The sequence below is a fragment of the Amycolatopsis sp. FDAARGOS 1241 genome (assembly GCF_016889705.1).
Lineage (GTDB): Bacteria > Actinomycetota > Actinomycetes > Mycobacteriales > Pseudonocardiaceae > Amycolatopsis.
In genome coordinates this window covers 3,014,524-3,037,682 of record NZ_CP069526.1, presented here as the reverse complement: position 1 = coordinate 3,037,682, position 23,159 = coordinate 3,014,524, and the positions used below count along the sequence as shown (strand labels likewise).

Annotated in this window: 21 protein-coding genes and 2 pseudogenes; 6 read left to right on the top strand and 17 right to left on the bottom strand. The window is 66.6% G+C overall.

Translation table 11 applies throughout. The features are described from left to right. Positions 1 to 18 precede the first annotated feature (18 nt). Positions 19 to 144, bottom strand: coding sequence for a hypothetical protein (locus tag I6J71_RS49740; protein ID WP_255570871.1), 126 nt, complete (start codon positions 142 to 144; stop codon positions 19 to 21). Positions 145 to 197: 53 nt separating this feature from the next. Next, positions 198 to 580: pseudogene (locus tag I6J71_RS14985) on the bottom strand (GntR family transcriptional regulator); the annotation flags it as partial. Here I6J71_RS14985 and I6J71_RS48165 point away from each other — a divergent pair. Then, positions 562 to 986 (top strand): annotated as a pseudogene (locus I6J71_RS48165) (aspartate/glutamate racemase family protein); the annotation flags it as partial. The pseudogenes I6J71_RS14985 and I6J71_RS48165 sit on opposite strands and share 19 nt — an antisense overlap. Here I6J71_RS48165 and I6J71_RS14980 read toward each other — a convergent pair. Continuing rightward, the gene (locus tag I6J71_RS14980; protein WP_204095270.1) at positions 939 to 2,099 is read right to left on the bottom strand and encodes an acyltransferase; all 1,161 of its coding nucleotides are present in this window, start codon (positions 2,097 to 2,099) and stop codon (positions 939 to 941) included. The pseudogene I6J71_RS48165 and the gene I6J71_RS14980 sit on opposite strands and share 48 nt — an antisense overlap. 121 nt (positions 2,100 to 2,220) lie before the next feature. Next, positions 2,221 to 2,589: a hypothetical protein gene (locus I6J71_RS14975; RefSeq protein WP_204095269.1), complete on the bottom strand. Its 369-nt coding sequence runs from the start codon at positions 2,587 to 2,589 to the stop codon at positions 2,221 to 2,223. An 82-nt stretch (positions 2,590 to 2,671) separates the two neighbouring features. Here I6J71_RS14975 and I6J71_RS14970 point away from each other — a divergent pair, with 82 nt between their 5' ends. The 4 genes from I6J71_RS14970 to I6J71_RS14955 all read left to right on the top strand — a co-directional run bounded on the left by I6J71_RS14970 (position 2,672) and on the right by I6J71_RS14955 (position 6,248). Continuing rightward, positions 2,672 to 3,937, top strand: coding sequence for an alginate lyase family protein (locus I6J71_RS14970; protein ID WP_204095268.1), 1,266 nt, complete (start codon positions 2,672 to 2,674; stop codon positions 3,935 to 3,937). A gap of 209 nt (positions 3,938 to 4,146) precedes the next feature. Beyond that, a complete protein-coding gene (locus I6J71_RS14965; RefSeq protein ID WP_204095267.1) occupies positions 4,147 to 4,344 on the top strand; it encodes a hypothetical protein in 198 nt (65 codons plus the stop codon). A gap of 3 nt (positions 4,345 to 4,347) precedes the next feature. Beyond that, positions 4,348 to 6,036 (top strand): recombinase family protein, encoded by a 1,689-nt coding sequence (locus I6J71_RS14960; RefSeq protein ID WP_204095266.1) that lies wholly within the window; start codon positions 4,348 to 4,350, stop codon positions 6,034 to 6,036. Positions 6,037 to 6,059: 23 nt separating this feature from the next. Continuing rightward, complete coding sequence (locus tag I6J71_RS14955) at positions 6,060 to 6,248, top strand: hypothetical protein (protein WP_204095265.1); 189 nt, start codon at positions 6,060 to 6,062, stop codon at positions 6,246 to 6,248. Positions 6,249 to 7,324: 1,076 nt separating this feature from the next. On the opposite strand, the gene I6J71_RS50715 is transcribed toward I6J71_RS14955, so the two are convergent. The 7 genes from I6J71_RS50715 to I6J71_RS50710 all read right to left on the bottom strand — a co-directional run bounded on the left by I6J71_RS50715 (position 7,325) and on the right by I6J71_RS50710 (position 14,253). Further along, a complete protein-coding gene (locus I6J71_RS50715; RefSeq protein WP_370542141.1) occupies positions 7,325 to 8,083 on the bottom strand; it encodes a DeoR family transcriptional regulator in 759 nt (252 codons plus the stop codon). Between the two features lie 1,689 nt (positions 8,084 to 9,772). After that, complete coding sequence (locus tag I6J71_RS14945) at positions 9,773 to 10,627, bottom strand: hypothetical protein (RefSeq protein WP_204095263.1); 855 nt, start codon at positions 10,625 to 10,627, stop codon at positions 9,773 to 9,775. A 2-nt stretch (positions 10,628 to 10,629) separates the two neighbouring features. Further along, positions 10,630 to 10,794, bottom strand: a complete 165-nt coding sequence (locus I6J71_RS14940; RefSeq protein ID WP_204095262.1) for a hypothetical protein — start codon at positions 10,792 to 10,794, stop codon at positions 10,630 to 10,632. Between the two features lie 134 nt (positions 10,795 to 10,928). After that, complete coding sequence (locus I6J71_RS14935; protein WP_204095261.1) at positions 10,929 to 11,282, bottom strand: hypothetical protein; 354 nt, start codon at positions 11,280 to 11,282, stop codon at positions 10,929 to 10,931. A gap of 11 nt (positions 11,283 to 11,293) precedes the next feature. After that, positions 11,294 to 12,040 (bottom strand): hypothetical protein, encoded by a 747-nt coding sequence (locus I6J71_RS14930; RefSeq protein WP_204095260.1) that lies wholly within the window; start codon positions 12,038 to 12,040, stop codon positions 11,294 to 11,296. Positions 12,041 to 13,045: 1,005 nt separating this feature from the next. Beyond that, positions 13,046 to 13,624 (bottom strand): hypothetical protein, encoded by a 579-nt coding sequence (locus I6J71_RS14925; protein WP_204095259.1) that lies wholly within the window; start codon positions 13,622 to 13,624, stop codon positions 13,046 to 13,048. After that, positions 13,624 to 14,253, bottom strand: coding sequence for an NUMOD4 domain-containing protein (locus I6J71_RS50710; protein WP_370542140.1), 630 nt, complete (start codon positions 14,251 to 14,253; stop codon positions 13,624 to 13,626). Before I6J71_RS50710 ends, I6J71_RS14925 begins: the two co-directional genes overlap by 1 nt. Here I6J71_RS50710 and I6J71_RS14915 point away from each other — a divergent pair. Then, the gene (locus tag I6J71_RS14915) at positions 14,204 to 15,979 is read left to right on the top strand and encodes a glycosyl hydrolase family 18 protein (RefSeq protein WP_204095257.1); all 1,776 of its coding nucleotides are present in this window, start codon (positions 14,204 to 14,206) and stop codon (positions 15,977 to 15,979) included. The two genes, I6J71_RS50710 and I6J71_RS14915, sit on opposite strands and share 50 nt — an antisense overlap. Before the next feature lie 74 nt (positions 15,980 to 16,053). Here the strand turns inward: I6J71_RS14915 and I6J71_RS14910 are convergent, their stop codons facing one another. The 6 genes from I6J71_RS14910 to I6J71_RS14885 all read right to left on the bottom strand — a co-directional run bounded on the left by I6J71_RS14910 (position 16,054) and on the right by I6J71_RS14885 (position 23,154). Continuing rightward, on the bottom strand, positions 16,054 to 17,004 hold the full coding sequence (locus tag I6J71_RS14910; protein WP_204095256.1) for a copper transporter: 951 nt from the start codon (positions 17,002 to 17,004) through the stop codon (positions 16,054 to 16,056). Further along, entirely contained in the window at positions 17,001 to 18,185 is a 1,185-nt protein-coding gene (steA, locus tag I6J71_RS14905; protein ID WP_204095255.1) for a putative cytokinetic ring protein SteA, read from the bottom strand. The genes I6J71_RS14910 and steA overlap by 4 nt, the downstream gene beginning before the upstream one ends. Positions 18,186 to 18,281: 96 nt before the next feature. Next, positions 18,282 to 19,427, bottom strand: coding sequence for a DUF1266 domain-containing protein (locus I6J71_RS14900; protein ID WP_204095254.1), 1,146 nt, complete (start codon positions 19,425 to 19,427; stop codon positions 18,282 to 18,284). A 9-nt stretch (positions 19,428 to 19,436) separates the two neighbouring features. Further along, on the bottom strand, positions 19,437 to 21,218 hold the full coding sequence (recN, locus tag I6J71_RS14895; protein ID WP_204095253.1) for a DNA repair protein RecN: 1,782 nt from the start codon (positions 21,216 to 21,218) through the stop codon (positions 19,437 to 19,439). 134 nt (positions 21,219 to 21,352) lie between these two features. After that, entirely contained in the window at positions 21,353 to 22,279 is a 927-nt protein-coding gene (locus tag I6J71_RS14890) for an NAD kinase (RefSeq protein ID WP_204095252.1), read from the bottom strand. Continuing rightward, the gene (locus I6J71_RS14885) at positions 22,276 to 23,154 is read right to left on the bottom strand and encodes a TlyA family RNA methyltransferase (protein WP_204095251.1); all 879 of its coding nucleotides are present in this window, start codon (positions 23,152 to 23,154) and stop codon (positions 22,276 to 22,278) included. Before I6J71_RS14885 ends, I6J71_RS14890 begins: the two co-directional genes overlap by 4 nt. Positions 23,155 to 23,159: the final 5 nt, after the last annotated feature.

The window sequence follows — 23,159 nt, the reverse complement described above, 5'->3', positions numbered from 1 at the left end:
GAGCCTTCAGCAGGCTCGTCAAGGCGAGGCCGTGTTCACGCGCAGATAGCCGCCCGGCAGCCGACGGAACTCGCGCGAGAACACCCGTCCGCCGGGTTCGACGAGCACGGGGCCGGTGACCAGGTCTTGGGCGCGCGAGTGCATCGGCCGGCCCCCTGGAAGCCAGGGTGGCCTCACGTCAGCCGAACAGGGCCTCGAGCGTCACCCGACGCGATGTCGTCCACGAGCCGGTGGTGCTCCTCGCGCAGTCGGACCAGTGCTCTTTCTGGCTGGTCAGCCGGCCTTCGAACGGTGCCGGCAGCGTGGTGAGCAGGGAGTTGGCGGCGATGGCCACGACCTCGTCGTGGAAGCGGCTGTTCAGCACCGTCGCCGGGCGGCGTCACCCCGGACGCTCGCGCGAGACGACGTCGACTCGCGTGGGCGTCCGCACCACCACCCGCCGTGGCGACTCCACGACCACGAACCCCTCGGCCTCGGGGCTGCGGATCGCCTCGCGCACGGGCACGCGCGACACTCCGTCGCCGTCGGCGAGCTCCCGCTCGGCCGGACGGTCGCCGGGCCGCAAGCGCCCGGGCAGGATCGGCGACCCCCGGCACGGAGATCTCGCCCGTACGCCGGCGTGGGGCCCGGAGTCGACGGAGAGTTGGCTCGACAGCTTTCTGTCGGCCGCGGCCGTGCTTGACCTGTTGCGCAGCACGGAGGAACCGTTCGACGCCGTGGTGGCGGCGGGGCCGCACCGAATCGGCGATGCTCACGGCCGCCCGGCGTGTACGCGACGCCGGCGCGGAGGTCCTTGTGCTCGGCTGCGCCGGCATGACCGCCTCGGCCGGCGCCGGGCGGCCACGCTCGACGTGCCCGTGGCCGACGGCGTGGCCGCGGCCGTCCGGCTCGCCGAATCCCTCGGGGCGCCAGGGCTGACCGCGAGCCGCGGCTGTTGCCTAAGCAGCGGCAGCGGCAGCGACCCGCTTGAGCTCCAGTGGTGGCCGGCCGGTCAGCGCGCGGCTCCAGGGCAGGCGCCGCAGTACCTCGACGATCAGGAAGGTGAGCGCCAGCGTCGCCGGGAACACGGCCACGGTCGTCCACGGCGCGCCGGCGCCGTCACCGACGAACGCGATCAACGGCGCCAGCAGAGCCAGCGCGATCGGGTGCGCCAGGAAGATCGCGAACGACCGGTCCACCGCCCACGACACGACCCGGCTCCCGCGCCGGCTCGATTCGGCCCAGCGCGTGCCGGCGAGGTAGAGCCCGGCGATCGCGGCGACGCACCACGGGATGAGGTAGGGCCGGAACGCGTCGCTCGCCAGCTCGGGCCACTCTCCGTTGTGGACACTGAGGAAGTAGCCGGCCTCGGCAAAGGCGAGGGACACCACGAGTGCGCCGCCCACGACCCACCGGTGGCGGCGCACCCACGCGTGCACGGCCTCGAAGTGCACGGCCGCCACGGCGCCGAGCACCGAGTAGAACTGGTACGGCAGCAGTGTGGTGAAGAACCGGCTGACGGTCGAGTACTCGACGCCGGCGGGCGGGTAGCTCAGGAACACCGTCACGGCGACCTGCAGCGCGCCGGAGACGCCGAGCACGACCCACGGGTGCGCGCGGATCACCCGCAGGAGCTTGAGCAGCAGCGGGAACAGCAGGTACACCTGCAGCGTCACGAGCAGGAAGTACAGGTGATACCACGCCGTGCCGGTCGCGATCTCGATCACCAGTGCCCGCAGCGCGGCGGCGGCCGACCCGACGGGCTGCTCAGCCGTGAGCAGCGAGTAGGCCCAGTAGATCACCGACCAGGCCACGTACGGCACCGCGACGAGCGGCACCCGCTTGCGCCAGAACGCCCCGGCCCGCAGCGGGCGGCCGCGGTACTGGAACACGAGCACGAACGTGGTCAGCGCGAAGAACGCCTCGCGCGTCAGGTGCAGCGGCGTCTCGAGCGCATCGGAAACGATGTCCTGCGGGAAGGTCGTCGCGCCCAGCACGTGCATGAAGATCACGAGGACGAAGGTCATCAGCCGGTACAGGCCGAGCTGGCGCAGGTGCCCCCGCCGCGCGGCGCGCTCCGGCTCCCCCTGGGCTGGACGCGGTATCTCGGTGGTCGTCATCGCCGGGCGCGGCCCCGGGGTTCACAGTGGATCACACCCCCACACTTGCCCGATCACCTGTGAAACTGCCATGAACCGGCTGAGAACCGCCTTTTCCGCAGGAAGAGCGCAGTAACGACAATCACGTCGGGTCGGCCGGCTGGGATTCGAGCGGCGCCAGGTGGTACATACCAGCGAGGTTCGCCGTCCAAGGCCGGAGTTTCTCCGGGTTGCGGATCACCCGGATCCGCTTGATCCGGTCATCCGCGAGATCGAACGCGAGCACCGTCACCGTGCTGCCGTTGTGCTCGATCACCAGACCGGGCTGGCCGTTGACGGAGCGTTCCAGGAACGTCGTGGGGCCCGCCGCCCGGTTCGCGAGCTCGACCCAGGCACGCGTGATCTGCTCGGCACCTTCAATGGGGTCGGGTTCTGACAGCCGCCGGAGGCCGCCGGGGCCGTCCCCTGATTGACACCGCAGCCGGTGGCCCAGCACAATTCCCGTCGCCACAGCCGCACCGCCGCCCGGTTGCCGTGGGGATCCCAGGCGTCCCCGGAAGTCGAAGGGCGAAACAGTGCGAAGGCAGTTACGCGTGCTCGGCGCGACCGCGCTCACGGTGCTCGGCTCAGTGCTCGCGGTGGTCCCGGTGAGCGGTACGGCGGCGGCGCAGCCGGTGCCGCACACGATCGTGACGGACGGCAAGAAGCTGGCGCAGATCCGCGGCGCGCTGCGCGGCGGGCACGCCACCGCGGCCCAGCGCGCCGCGCTGAAAACGGTGCTGGGCAAGGCGGACGAGGCGCTCACCGCCGGTCCGTGGTCCGTGCTGGACAAGCCCACCACGCCTCCCAGCGGTGACAAGCACGACTACCAGAGCCAGGCGCCCTACCAGTGGGCGAGCCAGCCGAAGACGCCCGACAACCCGCAGGGCTGCCCGTACGTGAACCGCGACGGCGAGCGCAACCCCGAGGCCGACGCGATCACCGACCACACCTACCGCATGGTGGCGTGGGACGCGATCTACTACCTCAGCACCGCCTGGTACTACACGGGCGACGCGAAGTACGCGCAGCGCGCGGCTCTCGACATCCGCACGTGGTTCCTCGACCCGGCCACCCGCATGAACCCGAACATGACCTACTCGCAGATCGTGCCGTGCAAGAACACCATCAGCGGCACGGGGATCATCGACTCGACGCAGTCGTTCACGCAGGTCGTCGACGCGTTCGCGCTGCTCGACGCCGGCGCGCCGGGCTGGACCGGCCGCGACCGCTCCGGGGTCCGCGACTGGCTCGGCCGGTACCTCACCTGGATGCAGACCAGCCCGCAGGCGAAACTGGAGCTGGCCGCCACCAACAACCACGGCACGTTCCTCGACGTGCAGAACGCGACCATCACCGCCTACCTCGGCAAGACGAACCAGGCGCGGCAGATCGTGCTCGACGCGATGCACAAGCGGTTCCCCGTGCAGTTCGACGCCAACGGCAACCAGCCCCTCGAGCTCACGCGCACGATCTCGTGGCACTACGTCAACTTCAACCTCACGGCGTGGGGCCGGATGGCGGAGGTCGGGCACACCCTCGGCGTCGATGTCTGGGGCTACCGGGCGAGCAACGGCGCGACGCTGCGCAAGGTCGTCGACCGGCTCATCCCCGCGGCGCTGAACGGCGCACCGTCGTGGCCGTACCCGCAGATCGGCGTGTTCGACCAGTCGATCGCCGCGGACATCTTCCACGCGGCCGCCGAAGAAGCCCACGACACCGACGCGGCCAACGCGCTCACGCTGATGCCACTGCCCGCCGGCGGAGACACGTGGCCGGTGCGCGTCACCTGCTTCCCGCTCGACCCGCCGCTCAAGTGACGGACCGACCTTCGGCGGGCTTTTCCGGACGAAACACCCCATTGCGCCCGCGACCAGAAATTGGTCTAGTCCAAAGTATTGACTCTCCCCGTTGCCTGGTTCACATTCAGACCGGGCCGGTACCGCTCAGGCAGTGATCCACACGTCGCGTGCCCCCTCCGCGCACCCCGCGTGCGCGGAGGGCCGTTCGCCTGCGCGAGGGAGAACCCATGCAGCACAAGGTATCCAGAAGAGCCGCGTGGCTCTCGGCCGCCGCCGCGGCCGTGATCGTCGGCGGTCTCACGACGCTGGCCGGCCCGGCGGCGGAAGGCGCGGCGGTCACCCCGGCGGCGATCGCGCAAGCCGCCGCGCCGGGCGGCCTGCGCGTCGCCTACTACGAGCAACTAGACGCACAGCCTATCATGTGATCCATGACCAAGCGTGCGGGTGCCTATCTGCGGATCTCGGCCGACCCAAGCCAAGGGGGCCGGTCCGTGTCCTCTCAGCTCACCCAGGCCCGGAAGGATGCCGAGGCTCAGGGAGCGACCCTGGCCGATGAGGACGTGTTCACCGAGACGAAGTCTGCCTCGATCTTCGGGCTCCGGGCCGGACAAGTCCGAACCGAGTGGGCCAAGTTCATTGAACGGGTCCCGGCCCTTGATATCGCCATCCTGCCCGAGATCAGCCGGGGCACTCGTGAGCAAGTCGGATGGCAACGGTTCTCAGAAGCGTGCATCGAACACGGAACCCTCCTCTGTGCCAAGGGCCGGATATTCGACCTCACGGACGAGAGTGACCGATTCATTGCCGGTATCGAGGTCCTCCAGGCGGACGCTGAAGCCGTACGTATCTCCCGACGAGTCAAGCGCGGGATTGCCGGAGCCATTGCTTCGGAGGGTGGGGCCAGGGCTTCAGCCGGACCTGTGCCATTCGGATTCAAGCGTCCACCCCGGCTCTTGGGTGAGCCCGTGATTCAGGTTCACGACGAGGAACAGGCCCAGGCAATCCGAGAATTGGCGAAGGGCCTCCTAGCCGAACCCCCAACCAGAAGCCTTACGGCCACGGCTGAGGACTGGCTAGTTCGATTCCCGGGCCGGAACTGGAACGCGAACGTAATCCGGAAGATTCTCAAGAACCCGGCTTTGATCGGGATGCGTAAGCACAAGGACCAATGGCACCCGGCAGCCTGGCCCCCGATCCTGGACACGGTCACATTCCACCGACTTGGCGAACTCTTCGAGAGCCGGAGAACCCGAACCGGGCAGCAACTCCCGTCCTCGCTCTTGTCATCCCTGGCCGAATGCGGGGTGTGTGGCCAGAAGCTCACCCTACGCAAACCCAAGGACACGGTCCCCGGCTACAACTGCAAACACACGGGGATACGAGTCTTCGAGGCCGATATCTGGGTGTCGGCTACGGTTGTGGATCTGGTAGCCCGGGAGATCCTGGCTGAGATCCGGCGAGAGGTTCCCGAGGTCGACACTCGACGCCTTGACGCTGCAATTCAGGCCGTGACCAAGGCCCGGGAAGACCTCGAATCCTGGTACTCGGAGGGGGCCCGGTCCGGGCTTCCTCCGGCCGAGGTAGCGAAGATGGCCCGGGGATACGTTCAGGCCCTCAAGGACGCTGAGGCCGAGGAACGAGCGGCACGGGCTGCCCTGGACCAGGAACCCACTCCCCCGGCAACCGAGGTCCTACGCCTGGCCGAGTTCCTACGCCAGAGGGAATCGAACGGAGAGCCGGACGAGTTCCAGGCTATGGCCGGGGCTCTCGACGCTTGGGAGAACTGGACCCTGTTCGAGCGTCGGGAACAGATCCGGAAACACGTCACCGTGACCGTGTACCCCAAGAGTCACAGTCCCCGGATCCTGGTTGAGCCCCGGAACCCAAGCCCTGGCCAGTTCTGGGCCGGATACGGGGAGGGTGGGGCTTGGATGAGTGAAATGGCTGGGGCAGGGAATACGTACTTGTACGAGAAGTTCCGGACGTCATTCGGCATTGATCCCGGATACGGGTTCCACGAACTCCCCTACGAGATCATCCGAGAGGTCTTCGCCCTGAACCGAGCACCTGAACCCCACCCGTTCTATACCGATCATGGATCCTCGGACGTACGGTGAAGCCCTGGACCAAGGAGGGGACCATGATCAGCACTGAGACTCCGACACCGGAGCAGACCCACGCCTTCCGGAACTGGGTGTTCACCGAGGGCATGAGCAGGGCCAAGCACTATGCCCGCGTATTCGCCTCTGAGAGCCTCGCTCGGGCCCTTGAACGAGAGTTCCGGGAGTTGGTACCGGAGCCTGTGATGGAGCGCTGTATCAAGCCCTGACAGCCTGAACGGCAGGAACCCCGGTCCTTGGACTATGGACCGGGGTTCTCTCGTCTCAGCCCAGGCCCCTAGAAGGCCCATTCCCGGGGCTGAGATGGTCCCTGAGAGCCTGGGCCGGATGACTGGACCAAGAAGCCCGGAACCGGCTCAGGGCCGCTCAGCCCTTGCCCTGGAACTACTACATTCCTGTAAAAAATGAACTTCTGAGGACAAGCAAGCAAGACGTGGCAAGCAAACCCCGCGTACAAGGAGTGAGGTAGGGGTAGAGGGGTACACCCCCTGGCCCTGACCAAGGCCTTGATCCACACGTGTGAAGACCTCGATCATTCGCACATTGGTTGAAGACCTCTTGCCATTGACCTGGGACTATCCAAGGGCCGGCGGTCCTGAGTCCCCAGATTGGTATGGCCTTGGATTCTCGGGCTTCAATCACTCCGAGATCTGACCCTCCCGGAAAGAGGAAGACCGGGAGGGCTCAGACTCTCCGCTACCCAAGGCTTGGGTCTCAATGGATCAGGGAAAGGGACAAGATGATACAAGTAGATGGTACTAAACTACTTGCCTCAGTTTGTCCCTGTCCCATGTCCCTTACTCCTGGGGCTCTGTCAACAAATCCTCTACAGGATTCTCGGGCGTGTAGCCCCCGTCTGCCGGATCATTGAGGAGGTCCTCCAGGTCTTGGCAAGGATAGAACTCCTCGGACTTCCCGGGAACCCGGTACTCCCAGAACCGCTCATGTAGCCGAGCTTCAGTGAACGGGCCACCTGGGAGAATTCTACGGACCGTATGCCCGGGATAGTTTCTCTCATGACTTCTGAGCCTGTTCTTCAGGTTCTTCTCAGTCCAGCTGAACCCAATCTTGAACGTACCGTCTACCAATTCGAGGACGTAGCAGAACCCCGGAAGTTGTTCGGGCCAATAGAACCGACTACCTTGGCGCAATGCTGTACCCTTACTCGCTAGACGCACGCTCATGTGTTTGTGACAGAGATGACTGCCCCCGTGCCAACCTTCCGAGGATTCACCACAAGGAATCGTGTCCCCGTACTCGACCCATGAGCACTTGTTCCCGTCGCTCATGCCTGGCCCCCGGTCTGATAATGATAAGCCCGGGCATCCCGTTGCCTGTCGTGAGTTTCCCGTTGCCGAGAATGCCAACCCGTAGTCCCGAAGAACTCGGCAATTTCGTCCAACTTCTCGGTACTGGCATCTAGCATTCGATACCGCGTTACCCGACCATCCCGGATCTTCTCAGCCAAACCCGAATCAACCAGGCCTTGAAGGTCTCGCCTAGCAGTCTTGGCAGAGACCCGGTATTCGGTGGCTATCTCTTGGGCTGAAACCGGGTGCTGAGTGGCTACCCAGATTCGTCCGGCCCGATAACCCAGGGACTTCGGGGCAAAGGCATCATGCCCCACACTCACAGTATTGAGGGACAAGGTGAGCCAAGTAGATGGTACTAAACTACTTGCCTCAGTTTGTCCCTGAGCCGGGGCCCAGTTCAGATTAACCCGGTATTGGTAGTTGTGCTCCGAAGTCCTCTTGGGCTTGCCGACGAGGAACTCATCCTCGGCTAGACGCCTCAAGGATCGGGACACGGTTGCATGGCCCAGGGTCACCCGTTCCGCAAGCCAACGGCTGGACAGGACCGGGGAATAGGTCCCTAGCTCATGGCAGCGGGCCACGATTGCCAGGGCCACCACTCGATCCGTGCTACCCGTTCGTCCGGGCCAGGTGTGTACGGCCACTCGTTCCCCAAGGCGAGCCACAAGGACCCGGATACCGTCCCGGTCCGCAACCTCGGTCTCATCGTCAAGGGTCTTGTCCCAAGCCATCTCACATTGGGTCTTGAGACGACCTCGGCCAAAGAGCGAGGATGCCCCGAACTCGGACCACTCGATTAGTTCCCGGAACTCGAATTTGTCCAGTCCGGCGGTATGGCAATATCGGGCTAGAGCCCTGAGCGTGGCCCACGCTCCGTGAGGGTGTCGTTCATCCCCGTCAAGGTATCGGATTGCAATCGAGGGGAGTAGGGACCGGAAGTAATCCAGGCCAAGGTCACCGGTTGTTGCGGGCATGGTTGTTCTCGCTTTCGCGGGGGGTGGACAGGGACTTGATTTGAGCGCCACGGATTCGGCGCTGCACCGAGTACATTTCTCGGCAGGCGGTACAGACTCGGGCTCCGCTGGGCCGGGTCTCCATCAAATTCGGATCATGATTGTTGACGCACATGATTCCTCAATTCCTTTTCTCGGACACCCAGGAGCCGGCTCCTGGGGTCCTATTCGTCGAATCCACAATTACTCTTCATCTTCAAAGGTGGGCAAGACTTCAGCTCCAGGGATCAATTTGTCGGGGAGTGGTTTTCGGGTGACCGCGAACACGACGTGGTTCGAGGGATCACAGGCCCCGCAGCATCCCCAGTTGAGTACCTTCTCTGCCTCAGCCTCGGAGTCCACGATCACGGCTGAGAGCAAGCGGCACGGGTGCACGACCAAGAGCCTCCCTGTACGGCCCTGTATCGGCCGATGTCCAGGGAATGCACACCTGGCCCAGGCAAGGGCAGTCCGGTGCTTAGCCTTGCATCGGTGGCCGAGGATGGGGACCTCAGCCGGAACCTGGATCGGGTCGAAGTTCAGGCGAATGCTCATCGGGCCACCACCTGGAGAATCACGGCCAGGGCCCAGAGGCCTTCAATCGAGAGCCCGAGGCCCAAGAGCCAATTGATGACCCGGTGTGACTTGTGTGTCTTCGGTTCGTACGTCAAGGATTCACTCCTTCGAGAATGGGCCTAAATGGCCCTGAGTGGGCCGTAGCGGGCACAGAACTATCCTGGGGTGTGATTACCCTTGGATTCGGATTCAGGCCCGCTACGGCTCAGCTACATGGGTATTTGGTTATCTGTCATCTTCCGTACGGGGAGCAAGGCCTAGAGCCTCATCTAGCTCTTCCTCAACCTCGTCAAGTTCCCGTTCCAGATTGAGAACTTCTAGCTCCAGTTCGTTCACACGGTCCCGGAGCCTGTTCCGGTCCCTGCGCACATTCCGCGCGTATCGTCGATCCTTGAAGATCAGATCCACGTCCTCTTGAGTGAGGACAAGGCCAACCTCCAAGCGCCGACGGCTCATGACTTGGGCCCGTACAAGTCCAGGAGGACCTGAAGCCTCCGAACCTCATCCCGAAGACGTTCGGCCTCGGTCAGGGCCTTGTCCCGTTCAGCCCGGGCCGCATTACGTTGAGTCCGGTACTTCTTGGACTCGGCCCGGAGTCTGCGAAGGAATTCTTCGTCTGACCAGACCACTAAAGCCCCAATCGCTCAAGCGCGGCCGTGATCGGATCCTTGGATCGGATGTTGTCTCCAGCACCCACGGCACCCGGGTTCCGAGGAACACCCGGAGGCCCAGGATCCACGGGCTCAGCCTCGGCTACAGTTTCGGACTCCGGGATCCCGAAGAGGTCAGCTTCAGCCTTGGCGCGCTTGGCGAAGGCCTGATCGAATGCGTCCGCAATGGGGTCAGTCATGGTCAGTTCCCCATTTCCCGGAACATCTGGGCCTGAATCGCGGCCTGGATCTTCCGAGCCGGGACAGGCTTGGCCTTGGGCTGATCGGACTTGGACAGGAGGTGAGTCCCGTTCCAGTAGCGGGTTTCGTTCAGACCATTCCAGGCCGTGACTCGTTCCTGGATCTCGTCCACGGTGCCGAACTCGACCTCGTGACCGAGTTCCCGGACCCGCTTGGTGAACTCGTGCCACTGGGCCACAGTCCGGCCGTTAAAGCCGTTGATCTGGAACGAGAGAGCGAAGTCCTCAGCGTCCGTGCCCAGGTTCGTCATGTACGCGACCCAGGTGTGATGGTCCTCCGCCACGTGTCCGGCCACAGTGCCGAAGCCGAGCGTGAGACCCAGGACAAGAACCCGTTCCCGGATCTCGTTCACCAGGTCTTCAGCTTCGAGGTAGACCCGCTTCTCGGTGTTGGTGACCGCGTCGTCACCCCGGGCCGTGTTCGTGGTCATGGTCGAAACCAGTTCCACAAGCTTGGCAACCCGGGGCCGGATCTGGTCGGAGAGTTCGGACCGGTACCGGGGAACCTCGGTAATCACGGCCTGGTTAACCATTCGATCAATGGCCGTGTTCGCCTGCTGCCAGGGAGCGTGACCTTCGAGCTTCTGGACAAGCTGAAGCTCCCGGTACTTGTCCACGGCCTTGATCATGGCCGTTTCGTCCTTGGCCTCAGAGATGGCCTTGAGAGCCGGAGCCAGAGCCGGGGGCGTGCCCTGAGCCTGTCGGAACCAGGCCTCTCGCTCCTCAGCCTTGGCCACGGCCTCACCCGAGTAGATACCGAAGCGCTCGACCTGGTTCGTGATGTTGTTGTTGCTCATGTTCAGTTCTCCTTTTCGTGGATTTCAATTTCAGTGGCGTCAAGGCTAGGAGCGAAGTAGGTAAAGTCCTCGCCATTGACGGTTTGGCCTGAGTAGGCCTCAAGGACGAATGCCGGGATCTCGGCATGGCCCTTGGTCTGGAATTCCTTCAGTACCCATTCAGCCACTCGGGCCCGGGTTCGGGTGCCGTAGCCCCGACGATGCTGGAAACCGAGGATGTTGGCCCCAATCTTGACGGCGGTCTCCGCGTCCCGGGACCCGAGATTGAGAGTCGGGACCGGGAGGACTGTTTTCTTACGCCTCAAAACTTCCTCCGAAAGCCCTTGGCCCGGGCCCTACCGCCCATCTGGGCCACCTCAAACGGGGATTTCTTGGGCATCTCGTCTGAATCCTCGTCCGAGATCTTGAGCCGGGATATGAGGTTGGCAAACGCCAGGGAATGCTGTCTCAGCTCCCCCAGTTCCGGGGCACTGACATCCTGGCCCATACTCCCCTTGGTGCGGAGACTGGGGAGTTCGTCCACGGCCTTCTGTAGCCGGTCCACGGTGTCCAGCTCGAAGCACGCAAGCTCCAGGATCGAAAGCTCATCCGGCCGGAGATCGAAGGCCTCAGTCACTTGGTCGTAGAGGGCCTGTCCTCGTTCTTCAAACTTCATTGCTTGCCTCCTTAGAAGGGGATGACCGTGAGCCACGGGTTGATTACCTGGGCCCCGTTGCCGTTGTTGTAAGCACGCCACTGGTACTTCAGGAAGAAGGTGTAAACCCCGGGAACGAAGAACTCATAGCCCCCACCCGGGAGTTCCCGAATCCCTGTGTTCCGGTAGACCATCATGTCCTTGGACGGGGACTGAATCATGGTCGGCCCTCCGTTCTGATTATTGTTACTCCCAGAGGTGAAGTAGAACCCGGTGAAGTTGTCATCTGGGTTCGTGGTTGACGCCCCGGACCAAGCAATCGTGCAGTCAATCTCGGAGTTGTTCGTAGCAAGGGTTCCGATACCAAACCGGATCAGAGCCGCGTTACCGATTCGAACCGTGATCCGAGGACTGACACCCGGACCCGCGTCAAGGTCCTTCCACACGTTCTGAGAGCCGGAGATGGTACCTCCGTCCTCGGTCAGGGACTGGGGCTGAGACCCGGTCAGGCCATTCGGGGCCGCAATCCGACCGAGAATGTAGTACTTGGTCTGGACTCGCCGGATTGCGACCACGTCACCCGGGAAGAAGGCATTACCCATGCCGTTCTGGAGTGAGGACAGGTTGCTCAGGGTCGTCCCATTGACCTCAACCGTGTTCACACCGGAGAGCGGGTCCCAGGTCTTGACAATCCCCACATGCTCGGAAACATCCTGGGTTCCGGCCGGAGGTTTCATGCCCAGAGCAATCAGGTCTGCGATTTCGGATGCGTTGGCCATTGATCAGTTGTCCTCGATCATTTGAAAGAGCTTCATTGTGGATTTGAAGTCGGGCCTGCGGTCTCCGTAGACCCAGCGCCGGACCGTGTGATACGAGACCCCCAGTTTTCGAGCTAGGGTCTCTCGGGCAGACCTACTGTCATGGCCCCCGTACAGGTCCAGGACAGCCCTGACCAGGCTCACGGAGTCTCGGTATGGAGACACATGTCTCTCCTTTCGACAAATGAAAATGGCAGCCTGGATGACTGCCACAACTTGAGTGATGGGTGTGAGGAGTGGAGGGCTTAGGCTGAGCCCTTGCTGAGCCCTTTCCTACTAGTAGGCCAGAACCCTTACATGCTTGTCACAAGGACTACACCCTGTGTAATCAGGCCTGGTCATGGACTCGTTTACCCACATTCTTGCTGGTCACGGGGCCCGATGAAGGCAGCACGGAACCTCGGAGTTTTTTCCCCTTCACCAAGTACTACCGCGAGACCCCGTTTTGGTGTCGTGAAAACGACAGGATTAGTGACCAAGTGACCAAACCGTTGTACAAGATCCACACCGTGTATCCGAATGCACGCGGTTTGTGGTTTGGACCGGTCTCCCCGGCTCAATCCCCGATACGGTCGCCCTGTTCTCTGCCCGGGCTATCGGCTCACTCCACAGAGATTAGCAAACGGGTTGGGACCTACACGCGCCCCAAGGATGGCGTGTCGAGAGGTCACGCTCACGAACTGGGGTGATCACTCAGAGCAGACCCTCCGATTCGTTCGCTCATGCTCGATTCCTTTTATCTTTGGCCCCCTGTCGGCCTGGTTCCTGAAGTAAATCAGCCGGGCCCCGAGGTCCCCGACAGCAACCACACAGGGTGTGATTCAGGGCTCTTGACCAGGGCATAGACACCCGGCCCTGAGCTTGCCCGTGAGCTTGCCTGTGAGGAACTGGAGGCATGAGGAAGGCCCTCCATCCCGGGTCAGGGACAAGGGCCTCTCAGCGTGGATCTCAGGGCCTTCTAGCCGGTCATCGGACCCACTTCAGGAGTTCGCTAGCGGCAGCCTTCTCGTAGCCCGTGCAATCGGTCCAGACCGTGACCCCGTAGGCCTCATACGTGTGGAGATCGAAAGCCGTGGCGAAACACTGCGCAACGCGCTCCATCTCCTTGGCCCCATACCTCCAATAGGCCTGGGGGATGCTTCCGGCGCTCCGGTTCTGAGCCACATGCCCAAACTCATGAGCCGCAACCGCCGCCACGTACTCGCACGGGGTGTCCGTGACTATGACGACTCGGCCCGGTTCAGTCCACCCAGCAGCCTCGCCCTGAAGCTCACGATTGGCAGCCTCAGGCGTAACCCAGTCCACCCGGACCTCATGCTCACCCGTGATGTCCCGGGCCTTGGCCAGTTCCCGGGTCTGGCAGTCCTGGACCTTGGGACCGGGTGCCGTGATCTTGGGCTCCTGGGGCCTCTCCGGGGCATCGGCCACACACGGGGCCCCGGTAGCCAGAACCACGGCAACCATCATCACTGCCAGGAGCGCGATACCGGCGGTAAGGGCTAGGGCGAGGTCCAGGGCCCAGTCACGGGGCTTCTTGAAGACCATCACTGGACACCGCCCATGATCTGCGCGTACTTCTTGTCCGAGATCACTTGGAACTGGTCACTAAGGTCCTTACCCCTACGCTTGGCACCTTGAATGTGAGCCCGAGTTTGGGCGCAGGATCGGCAGGCCCTATATCCGTTTCGGGCAGCACTTGCCACCAGGTTCGGAGCCTGGAGAGGGTGTTGACGTGGGCAGTGGGTGCGGGTCTCCGTGCCATTGCTATAGGTCCCATGCCGCAATCGGTCCTGCATGTTTTCGAACTGAGATCCCCAGTACAGGTTTTCGGCACAGTTGTTCAGGCTGTCCCCGTCCTTGTGACATGCGTTGGGCTTGCCCTCGGGGGCCGATCCGTGGAACGCGAGAGCCACCAACCGGTGGACAGAAAACCGGGTCTTAACCCCGTTCTTGGACAGCGCCACGACCCGGTATCCCCGGGAATCGATTCCCGGCCTACTCACCTGACCCTTCCGCCGTTGGCCCCGGGGATCCACCCGGTCCAGGCTCCGGACTCGGCCTATGTCGCTCACTTCGTACTGGCCCTCATAGCCCGGTACGGGCTTCCAGGTCTCCAGGTCCACGGTGCTACTCCTCCTGTCAGAGTGCCCGCCCTTCTGCGACCAGTGGAGCATCTACCAGAACGCCTACTACCCCAAGAACGTCGACGCGCTCGCGGGCAACCTCGACTACCTGATCTACGACTTCGAGAACATCGATCCGGCCAACCTCACCTGCTTCGAGGCCACCAAGGCCGGCGACCCCGACCCCGCCGGGGAGAACAACCCGAACGCCGGCGACGGCGCGGGCGACGCGTTCGCCGACTACCAGAAGTCGTTCGGCTCCGACATCAGCGTCGACGGCTCGGCCGACGCGTTCGGCATGCCGATCGTCGGGAACTTCCACCAGCTGCAAGAGCTCAAGGCGCGCCACCCGAACCTCAAGGTCGTGCTCTCGCTCGGCGGCTGGACGTACTCGAAGTACTTCTCCGACGTGGCCGCCACCGACGCGTCGCGCAAGAAGTTCGTGAGCTCGTGCATCGACATGTTCATCAAGGGCAACCTCCCCGTGCAGGGCGGCTATGGCGGCCCGGGCACCGCGGCCGGGATCTTCGACGGCTTCGACATCGACTGGGAGTACCCCGGTTCGGACACCGGTCACCTCGGCAACCACGTGAGCGCGAACGACACGGCCAACTTCACCGCGCTGCTCGCCGAGTTCCGCTCCGAGCTCGACGCACTGGGCGGCAAGCACTACTCGCTCTCGGCCGCGCTCCCGGGCGGGCAGGACAAGATCGCGAAGCTGCAGACCGACAAGATCGGCACCTACCTCGACTTCGCCGACGCGATGACCTACGACATGCACGGTGCGTGGGACGGGACCGGGCCGACGAACTTCCAGGACCCCCTCTACGGCTCGCCGGCCGACCCGTCCGGCACGATCCCGCCGGGCACCGAGAAGTACACGACGGACGCGGTGATCAAGGCCTACACCAAGGGTTCTCCAGCGTACGGCATTCCTGGCGGCTTCCCGGCGAACAAGCTCACGCTCGGCATCCCGTTCTACTACCGCGGCTGGACGGGTGTGCCCGCCGGCCCGAACCACGGCCTGTACCAGTCCGCGACCGGGCCGTCGGCCGGGAAGACCTTGAGCGGCAACGTTCCCGGCATCGCGATGTACAAGGAACTGAGCGGCATCGTCGACAACCCGGCGGACACGTTCTTCGACCCGGCCACGCAGTCGGCGTGGTTCTACGACGGCACGAACTTCTACGGTGGCTCATCCGCGCAGTCGATCAAGGCGCGCACGGACTACGTCCACTGCAACGGACTCGCCGGCGCGATGATGTTCTCCCTCTACGACCTCGACCCGAACGCGACGCTGTTCAAGGACGTCGTCAACGGGCTGGCGGCCGCCACGGCGGGCTGCAGTGCCCCGCTGCCGACCACACCCACCACTCCGGCCACACCGACGACTCCCACCACTCCGACGAGCTCGACTACGCCGACGACTCCCGGTGGCGCCTCGTGTTCGGCCCCGGCGTGGAGTTCCACCCAGGCGTACTCGGGCGGCGCGGTGGTGTCGTACAACGGGCACCAGTGGACGGCCAAGTGGTGGACACAGGGCGACACCCCCGGCGGCAGCCAGGGTGTGTGGACGGACAACGGAGCCTGCACGTCGAGCGGTGGCCCGACCACGTCGCCGGGCGGCGGGTGCCCGGCCGCGTGGTCCGCGTCGCAGGCCTACAGCGGCGGGGCGACCGTTTCCTACAACGGGCACAAGTGGACCGCGAAGTGGTGGACACAGGGCGACACCCCGGGTGGCAGCCAGGGCGTCTGGACCGACAACGGCGCCTGCTGAGCACGAAATCGACGGCGGGTCGCGGATCTCTCACCCTCGAAGAGACCCCGGCCCGCCGCCGATGTGCGGTGCGGTCAGTTCCCGGCCGAGGAGCCGACGCCCGGCGCGGGTGCCTGGGCGTTGCCGGCGATGCCGTAGCGGCCCGAACCGCCGTCGAGCTGCTCGCGCAGGGCCAGCAGCGTCGCGACGCGCCCCGCGGCGGAGTCAACGTTGTCCACAGTGGACAGGATCGAGGTGGCGGAGGTGTCGGCGCGCACCACGCCGAGCGGGCCGGAACCGTCGGCCGAACCCGGGTCGCCGGCGAGCACGGTGCCCGCACCGGAGCGATCGAGTTGAGTCGCGAACCGCGCGATCGTCGCGGCGCGGTCCCCCGCGCCTTCGCCCGTCTGCTGCGCGCCGGTGAGCACGATGGCCAGCTGCGCGGGCTGCACACCCTGGCTGGGCTTCACGAAGCCGCCGTCGGTGAGCCCGCTCAGCGCCGCGGCCAGCTCGTCACCCGTGGACTGCGGTTTGGCGGTGCTCTTGTCGAGCAGCAGCACCGAACCGAGCAGCGCGCCGGCGAGCGTGCCGGAGTCACCCGCGGTCGGGAAGCGCGAACCGGCCGGCTGCAGGCGCGTGACCACGTCGCGCAGCTGGTCGGCCTTCTCCGGGTCGGTGAACGCGTCGGTCAGCTGCAGCTCCCCCGTCACGGAAGCGCCGGACTGCTGCACGAGCTGCTTGAGCGCGTCGCGGTCGGCCGGGCGCGCGTCCTCAGTGGTCACGAGCACCACCGTGCGCTTGTCGAGCGTGCCGGCCACGACCTTCGGGCCCATCGAACCCGCGAACGCGTCGGCGTCGGCCAAGCGCGCGTTGAGTGCGTTGCGCTGCGCTTCGAGGTCGGAGACCTGCGTGCCGAGGTCCTTCTTCTGGTCCGCCAGGCCCGAGAGCAGCGAGCCGTTGAGCGCGGTAGACCCCAGTACCACGCCGACGGCCAGCGCGAGGAAGCACGCGGTGATGGAAACGATGTGGTAGCGCAGGGAAATCACGTGAAGAGCCCCTTCACCCAGGTGGTGAACGTGGTCCAGCTGTGCTGGATCCAGTCCAGGTAGACGGAGCCGACGTCGGAGACGAGCAGCGCGGCGACCACCACGACGACGGCGGCGAGGATGAGCAGCGCGACCGCGCCGAGCGACACCCGGCTGCGGTGCAGGGTCGCGACGGCCTTGCCGTCGACGAGCTTCGTGCCGAGCTTGAGCCGGGTGAGGAACGTCGACGGGTTGGAACCCGACCGGCCGTGGTCGAGGAACTCCCGCAGCGTGGCCTGGAACCCGACGGTGACCACGAGGCTCGCGCCGTGTGCGTCGGCCAGCAGCAGGGCGAGGTCTTCGGCGTTGCCGGTCGCCGGGAACGTGACCGCGCCGATGCCGAGGTCCTGGATGCGCTCGACGCCGGGCGCGTGGCCGTCGGGCTGGGCGGGCACCACGACCTCGCCGCCACTGCGCAGCGTCGCGGTGCCGATGCCGGTCGGGTCACCCACGATCACGTCCGGCGGGTAGCCGTGTGCGCGCAGGGTGTCGGCACCCGCGTCGACGCCGACGACCACCGGCCGGTGCTCCCTGAGGTACTTCTTGAGCCGCTTGAGGTCTTCGGCGTGGCCGGTGCCGCCCGCGACGACCAGCACGTGCCGGTCACGCATGGGCACCCGCAGCTCGGGCACGCCGACACCGTCGAGGATCAGCGTGCGCTCGCGGCGCAGGAACTCGATGGTGTTGGCCGAGAACGCCTCCAGCTGCGTCGACATCCCGGCCTTGGCCTCGATCATCTGGTCGGCGACGCTCTCGGCCGTCTGCTCGACGCCGGAGGCGATCTGCCGCTCCCCGATGAACACGCCGCCTTCGTGGACGCGCAGCTTCGTGCCGTCCTTGACGGTGCGCAGCAGCTCGCCGCCGACCGAGTCGATGAGCGGGATCCCAGCGTCGACGAGGATCTCCGGGCCCAGATTCGGGAAGCGGCCGGAGATCGACGGCGACGCGTTCAGCACCGCGGCGACCTCGGCGTCGACCAGCGCGTCGGCCGTCGCCCGGTCGAGGTCGAGCTGGTCGAGAACCACCACGTCGCCGGCGCTGACGCGGCGCAGCAGTTCCCGCGTGCGGCGGTCGACCCGCGCGACGCCGGTGATGCCGGGGAGGGCTTCGTGGTTTCGCGCGAGCAGACCGGTGAGCTTCATGTGGCTGATGGTGACAAATTTGAGCGTGGGACGAACGCCGACGCGCCGATGCGGACGTGACTCATTGTGGTGAGCGGTGTCGCCGCAAGCCGCCGTTCAGGGTTGGCTGGTGGGTTCCGCGGCCGCGAAATCGAGGTTCGTCCAGGGGCTCGCCTGATCTTGAAGCAGCAGGTGGTGGACCCGTGCCGCCGACTGGTACTCCTCACCGAAACCCTCGTCGTCCAGGGCGAGGACACGGCCCATCACGTAGCTCGCGGACAGCTGGGCCCATGACTGGTGGTAGCGGCGCGCCATCGCGCCGGCCTCGAGGACCATCAGCTCGGCGGTGAGCGCGTCGCAGTGGCCGACGGCCAGCCCCCAGCGCGCCATCGCGACCGCGCGGGCGACGTCCCAGCCGACGGTCGTGGCGACCCCGTGGCCCGGACGCAGCAGCCCGTCCGCGCGGAAGCGCTGCTCGTACCGCACGACGCGGCGCACGACGCCGGTGAGCTCCGCCGCTTGGTCCTGCGCGCCGTTGTCCGCGCACCAGCGCAGCACGAGCTCGGCCCACGACAGCGGGTCGAGGTCGCCGCCGTACCGGGCGCGCAGGACCAGCACCAGGTTGCCCGGGGTGAGTGCGTAGCCGTCGCCGACCAGGCCGGCCATCGCGGTGCGCCAGCCGGCCGCGTCCGACACGCCCCACCAGTCGCGCAGGCCGCGCACTTCGGCGACGTAGTCGTGGTAGCGCGCGTCGAGCACGTTCCACGGCTCAGCGGTGAGCACGGCCTGGTGGGCACCGCACGCGAGCGCGTGGGCGAGCGGGCCGTCGAAGTGGCCGTAGCGCGCGGTGTTGAGCCGCTCGACCTGCTGCTCGACGGCCGTGACGCGGTGCGGGTTCGCGTCGAGCCACGGCAGCGCGGCCGACGCGGGCACGTGCCACTCGCCGAGCGTGCCGCGGTTGAAGATCACTTGCTCGTCGGCGCCGAGGCCGTGCAGCGCCCAGTCGAGATCGCCGCTGAGGAACACCACCTCGGACCCGAGGTCCGGTAGCGCGCCACGCGTGAACACCTGCAGCGCGTGCTCGGCGCAGCACGGTTTCGCCGACGACCAGGCGCGCTCGTCGGCCAGCTTCTCCGCGTCCTCCCGGTGGATGGGCACGAACAGCTCTTCGTCGCCGAGGAGACCGAGGAACCGGTCGAGATCGCCGTCGCGCCGCGCGCGGGCGAGCTCCGCCTCGACGTCGGCCACCGCGGCCCAGATCATGGCGTGGGATCAGCCCTTCTTGGCGCGCTTGCGCTTGGGTGCCGCGGCCGCCTTGTCCTTCTCCGCCGCGGCGAGCAGCTCTTCGGCGTGGGCGCGGCCGGTCTCCGTGCCGTCCATGCCGGCGAGCATGCGCGCGAGTTCCTTCACGCGGTCGCTCTGCTCCAGCAGCTTCACGCCGCTTCGCGTGACGCCACCGCTGGTGCCCTTGTCCACCACGAGGTGCTGGTCGGCGAAGGCGGCGACCTGCGGCAGGTGCGTCACCACGAGCACCTGGTGGGTCCGCGCGAGCCGGGCCAGCCGGCGCCCGATCTCGACCGCGGCGCGGCCGCCGACGCCGGCGTCGACCTCGTCGAAGACCAGCGTCTGCACCGTGTCGGCGTGGGCGAGGACGACCTCGATGGCCAGCATCACGCGCGAGAGCTCACCGCCGGAGGCCGCCTTGTGCACCGGCAGCGGCGGGGCGCCGTTGTGCGCGCGAAGCAACAGCTCGACCTCGTCGATGCCGTCGGGACCCGCGTGGACCGCGTGGCCGTCGATCGTCAGGGCCTGGCGATCGCCGTGCTCGGCGGGCCGCTGCTCGACGGTGATCTCCAGCTCCGCCTGCCCCATCGCGAGACCGGACAGCTCGTTCGTGATCGCCGACGCCAGCTCGGCCGCGGCCTTGCCGCGCGCGGCCGACACCTCGGTGGCGTGACCGGCCAGCTGCGTGGCCAGCTCGTCGCGGCGGCGCGCCAGCTCGGCGAGCGCCTCCTCGGACGTGTCCATCGACTCGAGCCTGCGGCTAGCGTCGTCCGCCCACGCCAGCACCCCGTCGATGTCGGCCGCGTACTTGCGGGTGAGGCGCTTGAGGTCGGCCTGGCGCGCGAGCACCTTCTCCAGCAGCCCCGGATCGGCGTCGAGGCCTTCGACGTAGCCGCCCAGCTCCGCGCCGACGTCGGTGAGCAGCACCGACGCCTCCTCCAGCCGCGGCACGAGGTCGCGCAACGCCGGGTCCTCGGCCGAGACCAGGCGGCGGACCGCTTCGCCGACGAGCCCGAGCGCGCCCGGCGCGTCGGGGTCGCCGTCGGGCGAACCGGACACCGCGACATGCGCCTCGGTCGCCGAAGCGCGCAGCTCGTCGACCGCCATCAGCCGCTTGATCTGCTCGGTGAGCTCCACGTCCTCGCCCGGTTCCGGCGCGACGGCGTCGATCTCCGTGAGGCCGTGTTTGAGCAGGTCGGCCTGCTGGGCCATCTCGCGCGAGCGGGTGGACCGCTCGGTGAGCTCGGCGATGATCGCGAGCCACTCCTCCCGCACCTCGCGGTAGGCCGTCAGCGGCCCGGACACGGCGGTGCCCGCGAACCGGTCGATCACGGCTCGTTGCTCGCTCGGGCGCAGCAGCCGCAGCTGGTCGTTCTGCCCGTGCACGGCGATCACCTGCTCGGACAGGTCCGCCAGCACGCCGACCGGCACGGACCGGCCGCCCAGGTGCGCTCTCGAGCGTCCGTCGACAGCCACCGTGCGCAACGCGATCACGCTGCCGTCCTCGTCGATGTCCGCGCCCGCGTCGATGACGATGCGGCTCGCGGCGTCGGCCTTGTCGAGGGTGAACCGGCCCTCCACGAAGGCCTTGAGCATTCCGTTCCGGACCTTGGACGCCTCGGCCCGCCCGCCGGAGAGCAGGTGCAGCCCGGTGACGACCATGGTCTTCCCGGCCCCCGTCTCACCGGTGACGACGGTGAAGCCCGGGTGCAGTTCCAGCAGGGCGTCCTCGATGACTCCGAGGCCCTGGATGCGCATCTCGGCCAGCACGACGCATACGGTAGCCGCCCCCACCGACCTTCCGTGCGCTCGACCGGTGCTAACGGTCCTTTTCGCTGGTCGAACGCTTGTGCGAACACGCCCCGGCCGGGCGTGTCGTGAGTCACGCGCGAGGGGCAGCCGGGTCAGACGGAGCGGCCACCGGTGCGGCGTTCGCGCCAGCTGCGGACCGGAAGGCCGAACTTGTGGACCAGCCGGTCGGTGAAGACGCCCTCCCAGAGGCGGACCAGGCGCACTGGGCGCTGACCGCAGACGACGCGCACGAGGGAGCCCGGCGGCATGTCGAAGCTGCGCAGGCCGTCGCACGTCAGGACCGCGCTGTGGCCCGCCGGGTCGATGCCGACGGTGATCACCGAATCGGGTGAGACGACGAGGGGGCGGGCGAACAGGGCGTGGGCGTTGCTGGGCACCACGAGCAGCGCTTCGACGTCCGGCCACATGATCGGGCCGCCGGCGGAGAACGCGTACGCGGTGGAGCCCGTGGGCGTCGCGCACAGGACACCGTCGCAGCCGAACGAGGAGACCGGGCGGCCGTCGACCTCGATGAGAGCGTCGAGCACGCGCTCGCGCGAGAACTTCTCGACGCTCGCCTCGTTCAGCGCCCACGTGCGGTACAGCTCGGCGCCACCGTTGGTCACGGTGACGTCGATCGTCATCCGCTCCTCGACGTGGTATTCGCGGTCGACCACGCGCTGCACCGCATCGGCGAGCGCATCGGAGTCGGCTTCGGCGAGGAACCCCACGCGGCCCAGGTTCACGCCCAGCACGGGCACGCCGGCCGGGCGTGCCAGCTCGGCCGCGCGCAGCAGCGTGCCGTCGCCGCCGAGGACGAAGACCAGCTCCGCCCCGCGCGCCGGGTCGTCCTGCGGGGCGACGACGGAGCAGGGCATGGCCATGCAGCCGTCGGGGTCGATGAGACGCTGCACGTCCTCGTCGGTCACGCGCAGCCGGATCCCGGCCTTCGTGAACCGCGCCGACACCTCGCGGGCGGCCTCCCGGGTGGTCTCCCGGTCCGGGTGCACCACGAGGAGCACTTCGCGTTCGGTGGTCACTGTGGTCCTTCCTCGACAGCGGTTCGCACGAGCCGCTCGACGTCGTCCACAGTGCCATCGGCGGTGCCGGGTTCGCCCGCGTCCTGACGGAGAACCTCCTGCCGATGGATCTCTTGGCGGCCGATCTCTCGGCGGTGCAGCCACACGAAGTACTCGACGTTGCCCGAGGGCCCCGGCAGCGGGCTCGCGACGACCCCGCGCAGCGCGAGCCCGAGCTTTGCGGCCTCGGCGAGCACGCCGACCACGGACTCCACGCGCAGCTCCGGATCGCGGACGACGCCACCGCTGCCGAGCCGGTCCTTGCCGACCTCGAACTGCGGTTTGACCATCGGCACCAGGTCGGCGCCCTCGCGCGCGCACGCGACGAGCGCGGGCAGCACGAGCTTGAGCGAGATGAACGACAGGTCGCCGACGACGAGGTCGACCTGGCCACCGAGCACATCGGGAGTCAGGTTGCGCACGTTGGTGCGGTCGAGCACGACCACGCGGTCGTCTGTCTGCAGCCGCCAGTCGAGCAGGCCGCGGCCGACGTCGGCAGCGATGACGGTGGCGGCGCCGTTGCGCAGGAGGACGTCGGTGAACCCGCCGGTCGAAGCACCGGCGTCGAGGCAGCGGCGGCCCTCGACGGTCAGTCCTTCGGGGCCGAACTTTTCCAGCGCTCCCAGCAGTTTGTGCGCGCCGCGCGAGGCCCAGCCGGGGTCGTCGTCGGCCTTGACCACGATGGGCGCGTCGTTTTCGACGCCGGTGGCGGGTTTGGTCGCGACCATCCCGCGCACGGTGACCTTGCCGCCGGTGATCAGCGCCGACGCCTGCTCCCGCGAGCGGGCCAGGCCGCGGCGAACCAGTTCCGCGTCGAGGCGGGCCCGTTTGGGCACGCCGG

Bases quoted from the DNA above. Each gene is read 5' to 3' on its own strand.
- I6J71_RS49740 (WP_255570871.1), bottom strand. From the start codon at position 144: ATGCACTCGCGCGCCCAAGACCTGGTCACCGGCCCCGTGCTCGTCGAA.
- I6J71_RS14980 (WP_204095270.1), bottom strand. From the start codon at position 2,099: ATGACGACCACCGAGATACCGCGTCCAGCCCAGGGGGAGCCGGAGCGC.
- I6J71_RS14965 (WP_204095267.1), top strand. From the start codon at position 4,147: ATGCAGCACAAGGTATCCAGAAGAGCCGCGTGGCTCTCGGCCGCCGCC.
- I6J71_RS14960 (WP_204095266.1), top strand. From the start codon at position 4,348: ATGACCAAGCGTGCGGGTGCCTATCTGCGGATCTCGGCCGACCCAAGC.
- I6J71_RS14955 (WP_204095265.1), top strand. From the start codon at position 6,060: ATGATCAGCACTGAGACTCCGACACCGGAGCAGACCCACGCCTTCCGG.
- I6J71_RS50715 (WP_370542141.1), bottom strand. From the start codon at position 8,083: ATGGCTTGGGACAAGACCCTTGACGATGAGACCGAGGTTGCGGACCGG.
- I6J71_RS14945 (WP_204095263.1), bottom strand. From the start codon at position 10,627: ATGAGCAACAACAACATCACGAACCAGGTCGAGCGCTTCGGTATCTAC.
- I6J71_RS14935 (WP_204095261.1), bottom strand. From the start codon at position 11,282: ATGAAGTTTGAAGAACGAGGACAGGCCCTCTACGACCAAGTGACTGAG.
- I6J71_RS14930 (WP_204095260.1), bottom strand. From the start codon at position 12,040: ATGGCCAACGCATCCGAAATCGCAGACCTGATTGCTCTGGGCATGAAA.
- I6J71_RS14925 (WP_204095259.1), bottom strand. From the start codon at position 13,624: ATGGTCTTCAAGAAGCCCCGTGACTGGGCCCTGGACCTCGCCCTAGCC.
- I6J71_RS50710 (WP_370542140.1), bottom strand. From the start codon at position 14,253: ATGCTCCACTGGTCGCAGAAGGGCGGGCACTCTGACAGGAGGAGTAGC.
- steA (WP_204095255.1), bottom strand. From the start codon at position 18,185: ATGAAGCTCACCGGTCTGCTCGCGCGAAACCACGAAGCCCTCCCCGGC.
- I6J71_RS14900 (WP_204095254.1), bottom strand. From the start codon at position 19,427: ATGATCTGGGCCGCGGTGGCCGACGTCGAGGCGGAGCTCGCCCGCGCG.